Source organism: Cupriavidus sp. DF5525 (assembly GCF_040149425.2).
GTDB lineage: Bacteria > Pseudomonadota > Gammaproteobacteria > Burkholderiales > Burkholderiaceae > Cupriavidus > Cupriavidus pickettii_A.
Genome location: NZ_CP168265.1, coordinates 2,544,701 through 2,558,773 on the forward strand (window position 1 = coordinate 2,544,701; position 14,073 = coordinate 2,558,773).

Consider the following 14,073-nt stretch of genomic DNA (forward strand, 5'->3'; position numbering starts at 1 on the left):
TGCAAGATGCCAGCCAACCCGTCCCGGGCACAGCAACGACAGCTGCCCAACCACGCCACGGCCCGCTGCGGCAGACCCGGCTGCGGCACTGCCACCGCGATCACGATTGCCGTGGCCCTGCTGGCCCAGCAGCCCGCTGTTGCACAATGGGACACCCCGGTACACCCTGTACCAAACCAGGACAGCGCGGTGCTGCCAGAGGTGCTGGTGGTGGCGGCCGCGCCGCTTCCCGGCATCGGCGTGGACAGCGACCTGGTGCCCTACACCGTGCAGACCGTGCGCGGCGATGCGCTGGACGGGTCGCGCGCCGGCAACCTGACCGACTACCTGGCGCGCAACCTGGCCGGCGTCAATGTCAACGACATCCAGGGCAGCCCGTTCCAGACCGACCTCACCTATCGCGGCTTCCGCGCCTCTTCGATCCCGGGCGTGCCGCAAGGCCTGTCGGTCTACCTCGACGGCATCCGCGTCAACGAGCCCTTCGGCGACGTGGTGAGCTGGGACATGGTCCCGGAAGCCGCGCTCGCGAGCGTATCGATGATCTCCAGCGCAAACCCGGCCTACGGCCTCAACACCCTGGGCGGCTCCCTGGCCATGACCACGCGCTCAGGCCTGGACTCGCCCGGCTTCACGGCCGACCTGTCCTACGGCAGCGGCAGCCGCAAGCGTGCCGACCTGTCCGGCGGCGTGCGCAGTGCCGGCGGCTGGCATGCCTTTGCCGCCGGCACGCTGTTCCAGGAGCACGGCTGGCGCGACCATTCGGATGGGCGGCTCGGCAACGTCTTCGCCAAGGCAGGCTATGCCGGCGACACCGATAGCTGGGACGTCTCCGTGCTGCACGGACGCAGTACGCTGACCGGCAACGGCCTGGTCCCTGCCTTCCGTACCAGCGGCGATGCCACCCTGCCCGACATCTACCAGGCCAATCGCCGTGCCGTATATACCTATCCGGACAAGACCAGCAACCAGGTGACCCAGGTCGCCTTCAACGGCCGCCACTGGTTCGACGACAAGACCAGCGCTGCGGCCCTCGCCTATGTGCGCACCAGCCGCCGCGACACCGTCAACGGCGACGTGAACCCCGACTACGAGGCCTATGCCGAAAACTGCGAGGACGGCTTCAACGCCGACGGCAGCCCCCGCGGCGAAGACTGTGGCGTGACCCGCGCCGAAGGCGCCGCGCTGCATCCCGCCGTGCTCAACTCCACCCATATGCGGCAGCGGACCGTCGGCGTGGCCCTCAGCCTGGCAAAGGAAACCGAGCACCACGTGATGAACGCCGGCGCAAGCCTCGACCGCAGCAACCTGACCTATTCACAGTACGCGCAGCCCGCCACCTTCACCGCCGACCGTGGCGCCGTGGCCGATCCGGACGAACCGAATGCCTTGTTCTCCGGGGTCAGCGGCACCTCACGCACCTTCGGCCTGTATTTGTCCGACACGTGGTCGCTGACGCCCAGCACCTTCCTGACCGCCTCGGCAAGATGGAATCTCGCCACGGTCAGCAATACGCTGCGCAACAGCGACGGCAGCGAACAGCCGCGCGAGCAATTTACCTACCGCCGGCTCAATCCTGCGCTGGGACTTGCGCAGAAGCTCGGCGGCGGCGTCACCGTGTTCGGCGGCTATGCCCAGAACAACCGCGTGCCGACGGTGCTCGAACTGGGCTGTGCCGACCCGACCAGGCCGTGCCGCCTGCCGGCAGGATTGCAGGCCGACCCTTACCTGAAGCAGGTCGTCTCCCACGCCTACGAAGCCGGCGTGCGCTGGCGCCCCGGCAAGGACACCGAAGTCACTGCCACGCTGTACCGCATCGATAATCACGACGACATCCTGTTCCTGCGCGCGCCCAACACCCAGCTGGGGTATTTCGCCAACTTCGACCGCACCCGCAACCAGGGCGCCGATTTCACGGCGCGCCAGCGGCTGGGCGATGTCACGCTGCGGCTTGGCTACAGCTACCTGCAGGCCACCTACCAGGCCGCAGGGCAACTCGCGGCAGGCGAACGCACCATCGACATCCGCCCGGGCATGCGCATGGCCGGCTTGCCGCGCCACACGCTCAAGCTCGGCGTCGACTGGCAGGCAATGGCTGGCCTGACGCTCGGGGCCGACATGGTGGCGGTGTCCAGCACTGTCGCCAGCGGCAACGAAGACGCCCTGCGCAGCGATCCCCAGCCGGGCGCGGCGCCGAAGACCGCCGACTGGCGCGTGCCTGGCTACGCGACCGTCAACCTGCGTGCGGCGTACAAGGTGAACAAGCGGTTCGAGATCTATGCGCGCGTGGCGAACCTGTTCGATCGCCGGTATGAGACCTATGGCCAGATCGCCAACAACGTATTTCCGGATGGCAACCTGGTGCAGCCGCATGTCGCGCCGGGGGATGGCGCCAGCGCATTGTTCGTGGCACCGGGGGCGCCGCGGAGTTTTTGGGTGGGGGTGGTGTATCGGATGTAGGCGATGTGGGGCGCCGTCCCGCGAATTCCTGGCCTGATAGTAAGAGCCGGCTAACAAAATCACTTAACGAATCTTTAAAAATGACGACGCAGTCCCGAGTGTGCAATGCCACATGGATGTCTGACTATCCCCAAGGCCACCGCACCGCTCAAGCCCAAGAGAGTAGCCGTCCTCCTCTGATCAGAGGATTTGCTTGTTGAAAAAAAAGCCCCCGGGGTCCGGGGGGGTGCCCCGAGAGCTTGGAAAAGCGGAGCGAACACCTGCTCCGCATATTCAATGCTGAACGATGGTCATTGAATCGGCATCCGTCAGAGTGTCTACATCCTTTCACATTTAAGTGTGTTTCAAAGGCGAACAGGACAATTCACTGCCATGCAGCGTTCGGAAAACAGCGCTCGGTCAGATAGTGAGGCATCGCACATACGTCATTCAGACGCAGATGGAGGGATGCAAATTTCCATGCCAGAGCGCATGTTCACCTTGAGGATGCGCTCATTCAGCAGCAATTGGTGGACCTGGAATGGCTGGATTCAGTCTGACGCCCCAGTTGGTCGAAGTTGCTGAATCCTTCGCGGATCAGCCGGCCGAAGTTGACGCCAGTGATCGAGGTCAGCGCCTTGATGCGGTGATCAGTCATCGCGGCGTGGATCGTATAGGCACCGCCGCCGCAGACGCCGATGGCGCCGATGCGGTTTTCATCGACATAGGGCAGCGTGACCAGATAGTCGATCGCAAATCGGATGTCGGACTCGCGGATGGGCTATCAAGCGCTATCCATTTGCCAGGAACGCGACACGACCGTCCTTCCGCACATACAAACCTGAAAACGACAGCACAGCGTTCAGTTCATCCCGGCACCAACGAAGCCCGTCGGCTTCACGAGCGGCCTGGTCAATCAGCAAAATTAGATGATTGCCCACCCGATATCGATTCTGTGCACTCGCCAGTGCCTTGAATAAGCGCTTCCACTTGGTCATGGTCTGGCATGGGTCCGGGAGTCCGATTTCCCGAAGCAGCCTCCCTATTTGCGGTCCGGTAAGGCCCCGTTCTGTGTCTCCAAGAACCCGGCATGCCGTTTCGAGATGCTGCGTAGTGAAGGGTACGAAATGCGTCATGAAAATATCTCCTTGCAGCGTTACCCGCCGCCCAAGGGTCCCGTCGTCAGAATGTCCCGATCGTCGGTGCCGCAGCAGTCTGATCTAGTCATCCCCACCCAGAATCACATCAATTGCGGCCCTTCCGGCCAACTCGCCGACGAGATAGGCCCAGCGCCGGCTGAACGCATCCCCTTATACAGAAGTAGGACCGTCTCGGCAGCGGGGCATGGAGCCTGAGGCCGCGGAAATTTCGAGGTAAGGGGTTGTTAACTTCGCCAGACTCGCGTTTACTCTCGGATTTTGGGCAGCAATGGGCAACGAGTCGGGGGCATGGGTGGACGAGGAATTTGAGAGTCTGGATCTTGGCGATCCGCGGCGGGATCGGCGGGCCAAGGAATTGCTCAAGCGGTTTGCGGCCCTGCCTACGGCGAGCATTCCCGGTGCGTGCGATGACTGGTCGCAAACCATTGCGGCGTATCGGTTTCTCGGCAATGAGCAGATCGATTGGCGGGACGTGATGCAGCCGCATTGGGAGCGCACGGCGGAAAGAGTCGCGCAGTTTCCGGTGGTGCTGTGCATCGCTGATACGACCGAGCTGAACTTCAATGGCCAGGAAATGGAGGGGCTGGGGCCGCTGAGCTACGAAGCCCAGCGGGGCATGTTTTTGCATCCGACCTACGCGGTGACGCCTGACCGTGAACCGCTGGGGGTGATCGATGCCTGGATGTGGGCTCGGGAACCAAAGGACGCCGACGGCAACCGCGGCGGGATCAAGGAAAGCGTACGCTGGACTGAAGGGTATGAACGCGTTGCGGAGCAAGCCGCGCTATTGCCCCAGACACGGCTGGTGTATGTGACGGACCGCGAGGGTGATATTGCCGAGTTGATGGCGCGCGCCCAGGAACTTGACCAACCGGCCGACTGGCTGATCCGCAGCCAACACAACCGCAACCTTGCCGAGGGCGGCAAGTTGTGGGATAGCGTCGACGCCAGCCCGGTACTCGGGGAAATCACCTTTATCTTGCCGGGGCGTGCAGGCCAGAAGGCGCGCGAGGTCAAACAGGAGCTACGCGCAAAACGCATGAGGCTGCCCGGTCTGGATGGCCCTGCGCTCACCTGTGTAGAGGCCAGGGAGATCGGAGCGCCCGCAGGCGTCAAGCCAGTGGTTTGGCGGCTGTTGACGAACCGAGAAGCGCAGGACGCCGATGCTGTCATCGAGCTCGTCGACTGGTACCGAGCCCGATGGGAAGTGGAGATGTTCTTCCATGTCCTGAAGACCGGCTGCAAGGTCGAAGCGCTACAGCTCTCGCACATGGACCGTGTAGAGCGGGCCTTGGCGTTGTACATGGTGGTGGCGTGGCGCATTGCCCGCTTGATGCGGTTGGGCAGAACCTGCCCGGATCTGGATGCGTCCCTGTTCTTCGATGCCGACGAGATTCGGGGGGCATATGTGCTCGCCAAGAAGGCCCGCCCGAAGACACCAGTCACACTCAATCAGATGATTCGGTTGGTTGCTTCCCTGGGTGGGTTCCTCGGGCGCAAGAGCGATGGCGAGCCCGGCGCTAAGACGATCTGGATCGGCATGCAGCGAACCATGGACGCCGCGCTCACCATTCAAGCACTGCGGGAAGAGTCATGACTTCTGTATAAGGAAATGGGCTGAACGGCCCCCCGAAGACTTTGACACGCTTTCCCAGCGCGGCCACCCCCGGCGGCTTCGTGGGCCCCTCTATCTGGAACCAGGTTTCGAACATGTCCTTAGAGCAAGCATTAAGGACAACCTGAATGTCGTATCCACGGTAGTGGGTAAGCCGCATTTCATCGATATCCATGTGCCGGGGCCCATAAGGTCGTCCCAAATGTGTCAAATTGTGAAGGTAGACGAGACGCTTCAGCGATGATTACCTGACGAGGCAATTCCCGTGCCGCGGGGCGGCGCGATTATCAAGCAAGGCCACTTTCTCAACCCACCGGTTCACCCGAGGCCGCTGCCAGATACCTTCTCGCTGACTGGGAGCACTGGGCTGTCGCTCCCCGCCAGCTGAAAATTGCGCTGCAGTCCCGGTAACTTAGACGGTGTCTTGTAGAAAGCGGCGTACCGGGGGTGGCTGAACCGAGTGCGGCGAGAGATGCCTGAAGGACTGGCCCTCCGCCGCCCTCGCCGGGCGAAATTAGTACTCTCGGCCATGGTGGCGCCTCACAGGACGATGACCACTACCCAGCGGCGCCGGTATGACGTGGCCGGCGTCGCCCTGGCACGGCGCTTGCGCACCGGGATATGTGGCATTCAGCCGCGCCAGCAAGGCGGTCAGCCAATCGCACCCGGAAAACCCTATGAAGAACCCCTGGAACAAGAAGAATCCGTTCATGAGCATGTGGCTCAGCAATGCCCACCGCATCGCCGGCGCGACACGCGGCCGGATGACGGCGGAGGGCAAGCGTCAGGCTTCAAACGCAATGACGGAAGGGGCGAAACAGGTGATGACGTATTGGTCCGATGCGCTGACAATCAAGAAGCCGGCCCCAAAGCGCAAACGCCGTTGAGCCTCGGCATATCGTTGAAGGAGATGGAGGCGGCTTGGGCCGCCTCTATTTCGGGCTATATTTCCGACTTGACGCTTTGAACATTAAACCGGGGCGGCTGCTTCTCGATGAAGGCGCGGACTCCTTCCAGTGCATCGTCGCTCCTCGTGCAATCCACAAGCAACGCCTGCTCCAGCGCGAGATGCTCCTGCAGATTGCGGTCCGGCAATCGGCGGCACAGCATCTTGATACTGGCCAGCGACCCGCTCGGGGATGCTGCCAGGCGCTGCGCCAGCTTCTCCGCGGCGTCGGCAAGCTCGGCGCCATCCGCGTACAACGCGTCAACCACGCCGTGCTCAAGGCAGCTCCGCGCATCGATGACATCGCTAAGCATCAACCACTGCTGGGCCCGCACTGTGCCAACGCGCCGGGCAAGGAAGTACGAGGCGCCTACGTCAGGCGACAGCCCGATCGCGGCGTAGCCGGTGCGGAGTTTTGTCGAAGCGGTGCCCAGTACGAAATCCGCACACAACGCCAGTCCGATGCCCGCACCGGCTACCGGGCCACCGACTGCCGCCACCACCGGGACGGGCGCAGTCGCCAGCCGGTGAATCGCGGGATGCGCGGCAGCCAGGATCTCTTCCACGTGCACATCCAACGCCGAGCCTGCAGACACAAAGCCATCGATATCGCCACCAGCACAGAAAACGCGTCCCTCGGCCGTGAGTAACACGACGCGTGCCTTGCGGTCCAGGACGTCATCGATGGCGTGCACCAATGTCTTGGTCGAAGCAGCCGTAATCGCATTCGCTCGCTCGGGCCGCACCAGCACGATACGGCCGATGCCATCGGTGACGCCCCAGGCAATGCCATCGGCCCGTTGCATTTGCTGTTCCATGTTCAAGCCTTCTCCTCCGTTGATTTCGCGCTCTTGTTTCCCGCAAGCGTCGATAGCCTGGCCAGCGGCGGTACACCTGCCGGATCGATTAGCATGCCAAAGCGCAGCATGTTGTGGCTGTGCGCGACCTGATGCAAGGCGAACGAGGTTTGCATCGCATTGACGCGCCCCTGGGCATCCTGTGCAGCATTGATCGATTCCTTCGCCAACTTCAATGCAAACAGCGGCTTCTGCGCTATCTTCGCGGCCAGGGCCAGCGTAAAGTCGGCAAGCTTGCCAGGTTCGACGACATGGTTGACCATCCCCATCCGCCATGCGTCCTTTGCGCTGAGCCAAGCAGAGGTGAACAGGAATTCCTTGGCCTGGCGCACGCCCAGCTCCCAGGGATGGGCAATGAACTCCGCGTCGTTGATGCCCATGGTGACGGTCTGGTCCATGAACATCGCGTCTTCCGCAGCCACGATCAGGTCGCACGGCCAGACAAGCATCAGGCCGCCGGCAATGCATTTTCCCTGTACCTGCGCGATGGTGGGCTTGGGAATATTGCGCCAACGCTCCGAAATTCCGACGCGCCTCGCCGCACTCGGCGCTGGAGCCCGAGTGCTGTCCGGAACAGCCTTCCTGCATGTCCGACCGCTTCCGCTGTGCGACCTGCAAAACACCCTGGGTACGACGCGTGCCGATGTGGGAGCCCTTTGCTGTATGGTCAGTCATACAGGACTGACAGAGCCGGCGCCGGCACCAGCATCCCGAGGAACCTCCGGACATGTGGCGGTGCATGCAAGCACGCCTCGCGGGAGTCGGATCCACGCGATGGCTTTGACCTCCGGCCGAGTGCCGGAGTTTTTTTGCTCGTCGCCGATCTGCGGGGAAGTATGAGCGTCCATCTCGGTCAGTCGGCCTGGCAGAAGCCAATGGCAGCGTCGGCCGATGAGCCGCCATCCAGCCTCCGCTCGCAGAACGGCCGGTGTGGGGTGGCTTGGGGTCTTCCAGTTCGAGGTGGGCGATCGCCGTTTCACGGGCCAACGCGGTCATGCGTTAGCGCGGCGTGCGTTCTACGCCTTTGACGGACCGGGTTGCAACGCTCACGACCAGCGCGAAGCGCTCCCGCTAGTGCGTATCTCCTTTCATGCTCTCGGCTTCCATCGCGGCATGCAATTCCTCATACGCCTCGATTGGCTCCATGTCCTGGTCGACGAACGCGGCTGCACGCTCTGCGGCGGCCAACGCGTCGCGCGGGATGTCGCTCTGGCTGTCGTCCTCGGTACTCGGCGGCAGCAGCATGTCCTCAAGCATCCCGCGCAGCTCGGGGGTATTCCATGGCTTGCCCAGCCTAGCCTTCCTGTTCAGGTAGTGACGAATTTCCGAGTCTTGCTCGGCGGTGAGCGGAAGCCCGCGAAAAGTGGGGTCCGTGATGTGATGGATCATGATGCGCCTCCCGAAGCGGTCTGCGCTTTCAATGTAGAGATATCAATTTCCTGCGGTGAACGTTGCAAGTTGCGTGTGATCACTGTGCCGCGTGTCCGCGGCCAACCGATTTACGTCTTCTTCTTGGCGACGCCTCCTTCGTTCCCGACCCTCGGATGAACTGTGCTGAACGGGGTTGCCGGCACTGACGGCTTCTTGGGCTGCTTGGGCTTCTTCGCTTCGCGAGTGCTGCGTAGTTGACTCTTGGCCATGGGTTGCTCCTGGTGCGTTGCTTGCCAAGGTGGCAGTTCCAGCATACGCCCATAGAAGCTCTAACCAAATAACTTTTAATAACGTCCGCACGAAAGCGCCGCTCGGCGCCCGCGTGGTCCCCGGCGCTCATGCGCTCGCGGATCGGTCCCAGCAGATCGGCCTGATGCGTTTCCGATCACTGCCCGACCACGGCCCGGATTTCACAAAGCGCCCGCTGCAGCGTTCCCAGTCCAATGGAGCCCAGCGCCACCCGCAATGCATGAGGGACATGAGGCGTTGTGGCAAATGGCTCGGCGGTCGTCACCAATACCCCCTTGCGCTCAAGTTCGGCCACGACACGGTCGGCGCGCAAGCCTTCGCCGAGTTCCAGCCAAAGGTAATAGGAGCAAGGGTGGGCAATGACCGTGCAGCCTTGCAAGACCTGGCGGGCAAGCTCCTGGCGCTGCCTGGCGTCTTTGCGCTTGCGGTCTTCCAGGGCATCCACCGTACCCGCTTCGATCCAGCGGCAGGCCAGGGCGACGGTCAGCGAAGGGGTATTCCAGGTGGATACGCGAATGGCTTGTTCGAGGGCGGGAATGTGGGCGTGGGGCGCCGCGACGAATCCAAACCGCAATCCGGATGCCACGCTCTTTGAAAGGCCCGACACATAGATGGTCCGATGTGGGGCATGGGTAAACACGGGTTTCGGCGATGGCTCGGCCAGGAAGGCATAGGCGCCATCCTCGACGATCAGAAAATCGTGCGCATCGGCAAGCGACGCCAGGCGGGCGCGATCCTGCTCCGGCATGACCGTTCCCAGCGGATTGTGCAGCGTGGGCATCGTATAGATGGCCCGCACGGGCCGCCGCCTGCAGAGCGCGGCCAGGGCATCGAGGTCAGTGCGGCAGGCGGACTGGGGTAGCGGCTCGAGATCCAGCCGGTACGCGTGCGCCAGCGCCTTCATGCCGGGATAGGTGAGGGCATCGACGGCCAGTACGTCGCCAGGCTTGAACAGGGCCATGACGGTCACGGCCAACCCTTGCTGGGCGCCGTTGACGATCAGTACCTGGTCGCCGCCCACGCGGATATCGCGGTTCCGCAAATGCCTGGCCACGGTCTGCCGCTCGTGCGGCCGGCCGCCCTGGGGCGCCGAATGCAGCAGGGCATCGAGATCGCCCGAGACGGCCAGGCTGCGCAGGCCCTCCCGCAATGTTTCCACCTGGTCCGGCAGCGAGGGGTAATTGAAGGTCAGGTCCACCGCACCGGCCTTGAGCGGATGCTGCTGCAGCCCCAGCCCGCGCGGCAGCGAGGTATCGCGTACGAAGGTGCCGCGGCCGGGTTCGCAGACCACCAGCCCGACCGCCTCGAGTTCGCCGTATACCCGCAAGGCCGTGGCCAGCGCGACGCGATGCTCCCGCATCAGCGCGCGAACTGTGGGCAACTGCGTGCCCGGTAATAGTTCGCCCACGCGGATGCGCGCCGCTATCCGATCCATGATCGACTTGTATCGCGCTCTGGTCATGGTTGTATCTAGAACAATTTTTTGGTTGTATCAGGTGATGGTCTTACTCTACCAGCATTCAACCAACAGGCAGCAGGCATGACGGATCTGGCAACCCTTTCTGTATTCGCCGTGGCGGTGATGCTCCTGCTGATGTCGCCGGGGCCCAATATGATGTTCGTGATCACGCATGGCGTGACCTACGGCTGGAGCGGCGGCGTGGCTTCGGCGCTCGGCATTGGCGCGGCGGATCTGGTACTGACGATACTCACCGCGACCGGCATCGCGGCCGTGGTCGGCAACATGCCGGCGGCCTTCGACGTCATTCGCTATTGCGGGGCCGCGTACCTTTTGTGGATGGCCTACAAGTGCCTGCAGGCACCGGCGGCACCAGGCGGGGCCATCGCGTCGCAGGCGACGCTGACAGCCGTGTTCGCGCGTGCCATGCTGAACAGCCTGCTCAACCCCAAGGCCTTGCTGTTCTTCGTGGTGTTCCTCCCGCAATTCGTCGTGCCAGGCCATGGGCCAGTCGCCCGGCAATTGCTGATCCTCGGGAGCGTGCTGACCGCGATCGCCTTCGTGTTCCACGCCGCCCTCGGCGTGGGCAGCGGCGCAGTCCGCCGCTTCCTGGATGGCAATCCGAAGTTCGCTCGCCTGCAATCGTTGGGGCTCGCCACCGTATTGGTGCTGCTGGCCCTCCGGCTGATCGTGATGGCGCGTCCGGCCTAAGTGGCAGGGCGCGGCAACAAGCAAGGATGACCCCAATGTTCAGCCACATCGCGGTCGGGTGCGCCGATCTGGAGCGTGCCGCCGCGTTCTATGACGCGGTGCTTATCCCCCTCGGCCTGGTACGGCGGGTGGTAGCAGCGGACAGCGGGCCTGCCGCGGCATGCTGGGTGCGCCCAGGACACGCGCTGCCAAGGTTCTACGTCTACCTCCCCTTCGACGGCAATGCCGCCAGTGCCGGGAACGGCAGCATGGTCGCCTTCGCCGCGCCGTCGCTCGCGGCCGTCGACACCGCCTACACGGCAGGGCTGGCCATGCGCGGAAGCTGCGAGGGAGAACCCGGGCCGCGTCCGCACTACGGCCATGGGTACTACGGCGCCTACCTGCGCGACCCGGATGGCAACAAGGTGCACATCGCCTACCGTGGCGATATCGCCGATCCCTGAGAGCTGCTCTGATATCGGAACCGACCGGCACCGACGGCCGCCGCAGTCCGTGGCTCGACGGCGAGCCGGAAGCGGCATCGCCACGCGCAAGGTCCATCCGATGAACGACTAGTGCGGATGGCCGATCTTCTTCTATGCGCCCCCTTGCTGCCTCGCGGCGACGTAAAGCCTCGCAAGCTGGAATGCAGCATCCTCAAGCAACGCCGCCGCATTCTCCATCGCAAAACCGATCGATACCGGCCCCTGCTGGATCGAGATACACCCATCGAAGGCTTCGGCCAAGCCGGCATCGGGCTCGACGGCGCCGGAGAGCAGCGTTACCGGCACGCCAGCCTCGCGCGCCATCCGCGCGATCATCGCCGGCCCCTTCCCCATCATCGTCTGCGCATCGGACCGTCCCTCGCCGGTCATGACCCAGTCGAACGCGCCGAGCCCCGCGTCGAGACCGGCAGCGCCAAGTACGAAAGCCGCCCCGGACACCATCTCTGCGCCAAGCAAGCGCAGCGCAAAGCCTATGCCGCCGGCGGCGCCGCTGCCTTCCGCATCGGCAACATCCTCCCCGACGGCGGCCGCGCATCGCTTCGCAAACCGTTCCAGCCTTGCATCTGCCGTAGCCAGGTCCTGTACGCCCTTCTGCGTGCCAAAGACAAAGGTCGCGCCGTTTGGGCCGCAGAGCGGATTGTTGACGTCTGACAGGCCGAGCAGCCGGACGCGGCCGAGCTGCGCAGGCCGCTGACAGGTTGCGGTGCGGATCGCGTCCAGCGTATCGAGGCTTGGCCACAAGGTCTTGCCATCCGCATCGGTGAAGCGGAAGCCTGTTTCCGCCAGCAGGCCGGCGCCCGCGTCATTGGTGGAAGATCCGCCCAGCCCGATCGCGATGGTATCGACACCCTGACCCGCGATCGCCCGGATGACATGGCCGATCCCCCTGGTCGTGCGTTGCCCCGGCTCCACCAGGGCGTGCGGAAGGCCGACCACTTCGGCCACCTCGAATATCGCGAGTTCGCCAAACTCCGGCGTGTGGCCGCGGAAGTAGCGGACCGGCTTTTGCGCGCCGTTGGCGTCGGTGGCGATCACCTCTTCCCAGACGCCCGGGAGCGTGGCCGCCAGGACCTCGGCGGTGCCCTCGCCGCCATCGGCAATCGGTGCCAGGGTAACGTCGGCACGAGGTACAGCGCGGCGGATGCCGGCGCGGATGCGGTCAGCCACCTCGGTGGCGGAAAGGCTGCCCTTGAACGAGTCAGGGGCAACCAGGACTTTCAGCACTGCTGCTTCCATCATTGTGAGATCGATCCGTCGTTGGCGAGCGCCTGCTCGTTGTGAACCGTCACGGCATCGGGGCTGCGCGGTGCCGTCACCTTTGCCACGTGAAGCAAATTGGTCGAGCCGTGCATGCCAAACGGCATCCCTGCCACGATCACGATTTCCTCGCCTTCGGCAGCAAAGCCTTCAGTCACCGCTGCGTTGCTGGCGACAGCGACCATCTCGTCGACATCCCGGACGTCAGGACTTACCACCGCGTGAATGCCCCATGCCAGGCTGATGCGCCGCGCAACCTCCATCGACGGCGTCACGCCAACGATTGGCGTCTGTGGACGCACGCGCGCGGCGCGCAGCGTGGTTGCGCCAGACGATGTGTAGGCGATGGTGGTCTTGGCGCCCACGGTGCGGGTGATGTCGCGCAGCGCGCCGCATACCGCGTCCTGCCGGTTGGCAAGCGGGGCCACCTGCTGGGCATCCATGATGTTCCGATAGAGTGGATCGCTTTCGACCTCGCGGATGATCCGATCCATCATCGTGACCGCGGCGACCGGATAGCGCCCGGTGGCGGACTCGGCAGACAGCATGACAGCGTCAACGCCGTCATAAATCGCGCTGGCCACATCCGATGCTTCTGCCCGCGTGGGTACCGGCGCGGAGATCATGGATTCGAGCATCTGCGTGGCAACGATCACGGGACGGCCCAACTGCCGGCACAGGCGAGAGATCCGCTTCTGCACCGCTGGCACGCGTTCGGGCGGCAATTCAACGCCGAGGTCGCCCCGGGCCACCATGACGGCGTCAGACAGCGTGGCGATCGCTTCCAGATGTTCGATTGCGGAAGGCTTCTCGAGCTTGGCGATGACCGCCGCCCTGCCGCCGATCCGCTGCTTCGCGGCTGCCACATCGCCCGGCGTCTGCACGAAGCTCAGCGCTACCCAGTCCACGCCGAGCGCCAGGGCGAATTCCAGATCGGCAAGATCCTTGTCGGTCAGTGCGGGAATGGGGATCACGGCATCCGGCACATTGATACCCTTGCGCGATGACAGCGCGCCGCCGGTGACAACGGTTGTCACCAGTCTTGCCGGCTCGACTGCGTCGATACGCAGATGCAGCTTACCGTCGTCGAGCAGCAGGGTTCTTCCTGGCTCGGCACAGTCGAACAACTCCCGATGCGGCAGGAAGACCCGCGATGCATCGCCCGCTTCCTGAGACTGGTCCAGGATAAAGCGCTGTCCTTCCTCAAGCATGCCGGGTTGGCCCATCATGCCGACGCGAAGCTTGGGGCCCTGCAGGTCGGCCAGCACGGCGATCGGCCTTCCCACCTCCTTTTCCACTTGCCGTACCACGTCATAGGTATGACGATGGTCGTCGTGCGTGCCATGGCTGAAATTGAAACGGAAGACATCCGCGCCAGCGAGGAACAGCGCGCGGATGGCGTCCGCGGAGGAACTGACGGGTCCCAGCGTGGCTACGATCTTGGCCTTGCGAAATCGTCTCATCAGA

The 14,073-nt window shown here is 63.8% G+C and carries 13 protein-coding genes and 1 pseudogene; 5 read left to right on the forward strand and 9 right to left on the reverse strand.

Annotation, left to right across the window (positions count from 1 at the left end):
* The first annotated feature begins 6 nt into the window (after positions 1-6).
* Positions 7-2,457: a TonB-dependent receptor gene (locus ABNX08_RS11855; protein WP_022535435.1), complete on the forward strand. Its 2,451-nt coding sequence runs from the start codon at positions 7-9 to the stop codon at positions 2,455-2,457.
* Positions 2,458-2,953: 496 nt separating this feature from the next.
* On the opposite strand, the gene ABNX08_RS11860 is transcribed toward ABNX08_RS11855, so the two are convergent.
* The 3 genes and pseudogenes from ABNX08_RS11860 to ABNX08_RS11870 all read right to left on the reverse strand — a co-directional run bounded on the left by ABNX08_RS11860 (position 2,954) and on the right by ABNX08_RS11870 (position 3,434).
* Positions 2,954-3,094 (reverse strand): hypothetical protein, encoded by a 141-nt coding sequence (locus tag ABNX08_RS11860; RefSeq protein ID WP_022535436.1) that lies wholly within the window; start codon positions 3,092-3,094, stop codon positions 2,954-2,956.
* Between the two features lie 9 nt (positions 3,095-3,103).
* Positions 3,104-3,214 (reverse strand): annotated as a pseudogene (locus ABNX08_RS11865) (alpha/beta hydrolase); the annotation flags it as partial.
* Positions 3,215-3,227: 13 nt separating this feature from the next.
* A complete protein-coding gene (locus tag ABNX08_RS11870) occupies positions 3,228-3,434 on the reverse strand; it encodes a hypothetical protein (protein ID WP_349607302.1) in 207 nt (68 codons plus the stop codon).
* Positions 3,435-3,909: 475 nt separating this feature from the next.
* On the opposite strand from ABNX08_RS11870, the gene ABNX08_RS11875 reads away from it, so the two are divergent.
* Together ABNX08_RS11875 and ABNX08_RS11880 are read left to right on the forward strand one after the other, a co-directional pair.
* Positions 3,910-5,193: an IS4 family transposase gene (locus ABNX08_RS11875; protein ID WP_374063676.1), complete on the forward strand. Its 1,284-nt coding sequence runs from the start codon at positions 3,910-3,912 to the stop codon at positions 5,191-5,193.
* Positions 5,194-5,888: 695 nt separating this feature from the next.
* A complete protein-coding gene (locus ABNX08_RS11880; protein WP_041681069.1) occupies positions 5,889-6,098 on the forward strand; it encodes a hypothetical protein in 210 nt (69 codons plus the stop codon).
* A 55-nt stretch (positions 6,099-6,153) separates the two neighbouring features.
* Here ABNX08_RS11880 and ABNX08_RS11885 read toward each other — a convergent pair whose 3' ends face one another.
* The 4 genes from ABNX08_RS11885 to ABNX08_RS11900 all read right to left on the reverse strand — a co-directional run bounded on the left by ABNX08_RS11885 (position 6,154) and on the right by ABNX08_RS11900 (position 10,156).
* On the reverse strand, positions 6,154-6,975 hold the full coding sequence (locus ABNX08_RS11885) for an enoyl-CoA hydratase/isomerase family protein (RefSeq protein ID WP_022535440.1): 822 nt from the start codon (positions 6,973-6,975) through the stop codon (positions 6,154-6,156).
* A 2-nt stretch (positions 6,976-6,977) separates the two neighbouring features.
* A complete protein-coding gene (locus ABNX08_RS11890; protein ID WP_022535441.1) occupies positions 6,978-7,637 on the reverse strand; it encodes an enoyl-CoA hydratase-related protein in 660 nt (219 codons plus the stop codon).
* 448 nt (positions 7,638-8,085) lie between these two features.
* Positions 8,086-8,403, reverse strand: coding sequence for a hypothetical protein (locus tag ABNX08_RS11895; protein WP_022535442.1), 318 nt, complete (start codon positions 8,401-8,403; stop codon positions 8,086-8,088).
* 427 nt (positions 8,404-8,830) lie between these two features.
* Positions 8,831-10,156: a PLP-dependent aminotransferase family protein gene (locus ABNX08_RS11900; RefSeq protein WP_022535443.1), complete on the reverse strand. Its 1,326-nt coding sequence runs from the start codon at positions 10,154-10,156 to the stop codon at positions 8,831-8,833.
* Between the two features lie 78 nt (positions 10,157-10,234).
* Here ABNX08_RS11900 and ABNX08_RS11905 point away from each other — a divergent pair, with 78 nt between their 5' ends.
* Together ABNX08_RS11905 and ABNX08_RS11910 are read left to right on the forward strand one after the other, a co-directional pair.
* Positions 10,235-10,864, forward strand: a complete 630-nt coding sequence (locus ABNX08_RS11905) for a LysE family translocator (RefSeq protein WP_022535444.1) — start codon at positions 10,235-10,237, stop codon at positions 10,862-10,864.
* A 35-nt stretch (positions 10,865-10,899) separates the two neighbouring features.
* Positions 10,900-11,307, forward strand: a complete 408-nt coding sequence (locus ABNX08_RS11910; RefSeq protein WP_022535445.1) for a VOC family protein — start codon at positions 10,900-10,902, stop codon at positions 11,305-11,307.
* A 132-nt stretch (positions 11,308-11,439) separates the two neighbouring features.
* Here ABNX08_RS11910 and ABNX08_RS11915 read toward each other — a convergent pair whose 3' ends face one another.
* Both ABNX08_RS11915 and pyk read right to left on the reverse strand, forming a co-directional pair.
* Positions 11,440-12,588, reverse strand: a complete 1,149-nt coding sequence (locus ABNX08_RS11915) for a glycerate kinase (protein ID WP_022535446.1) — start codon at positions 12,586-12,588, stop codon at positions 11,440-11,442.
* The gene (gene pyk, locus ABNX08_RS11920; RefSeq protein WP_349606016.1) at positions 12,585-14,069 is read right to left on the reverse strand and encodes a pyruvate kinase; all 1,485 of its coding nucleotides are present in this window, start codon (positions 14,067-14,069) and stop codon (positions 12,585-12,587) included. The genes ABNX08_RS11915 and pyk overlap by 4 nt, the downstream gene beginning before the upstream one ends.
* Positions 14,070-14,073: the final 4 nt, after the last annotated feature.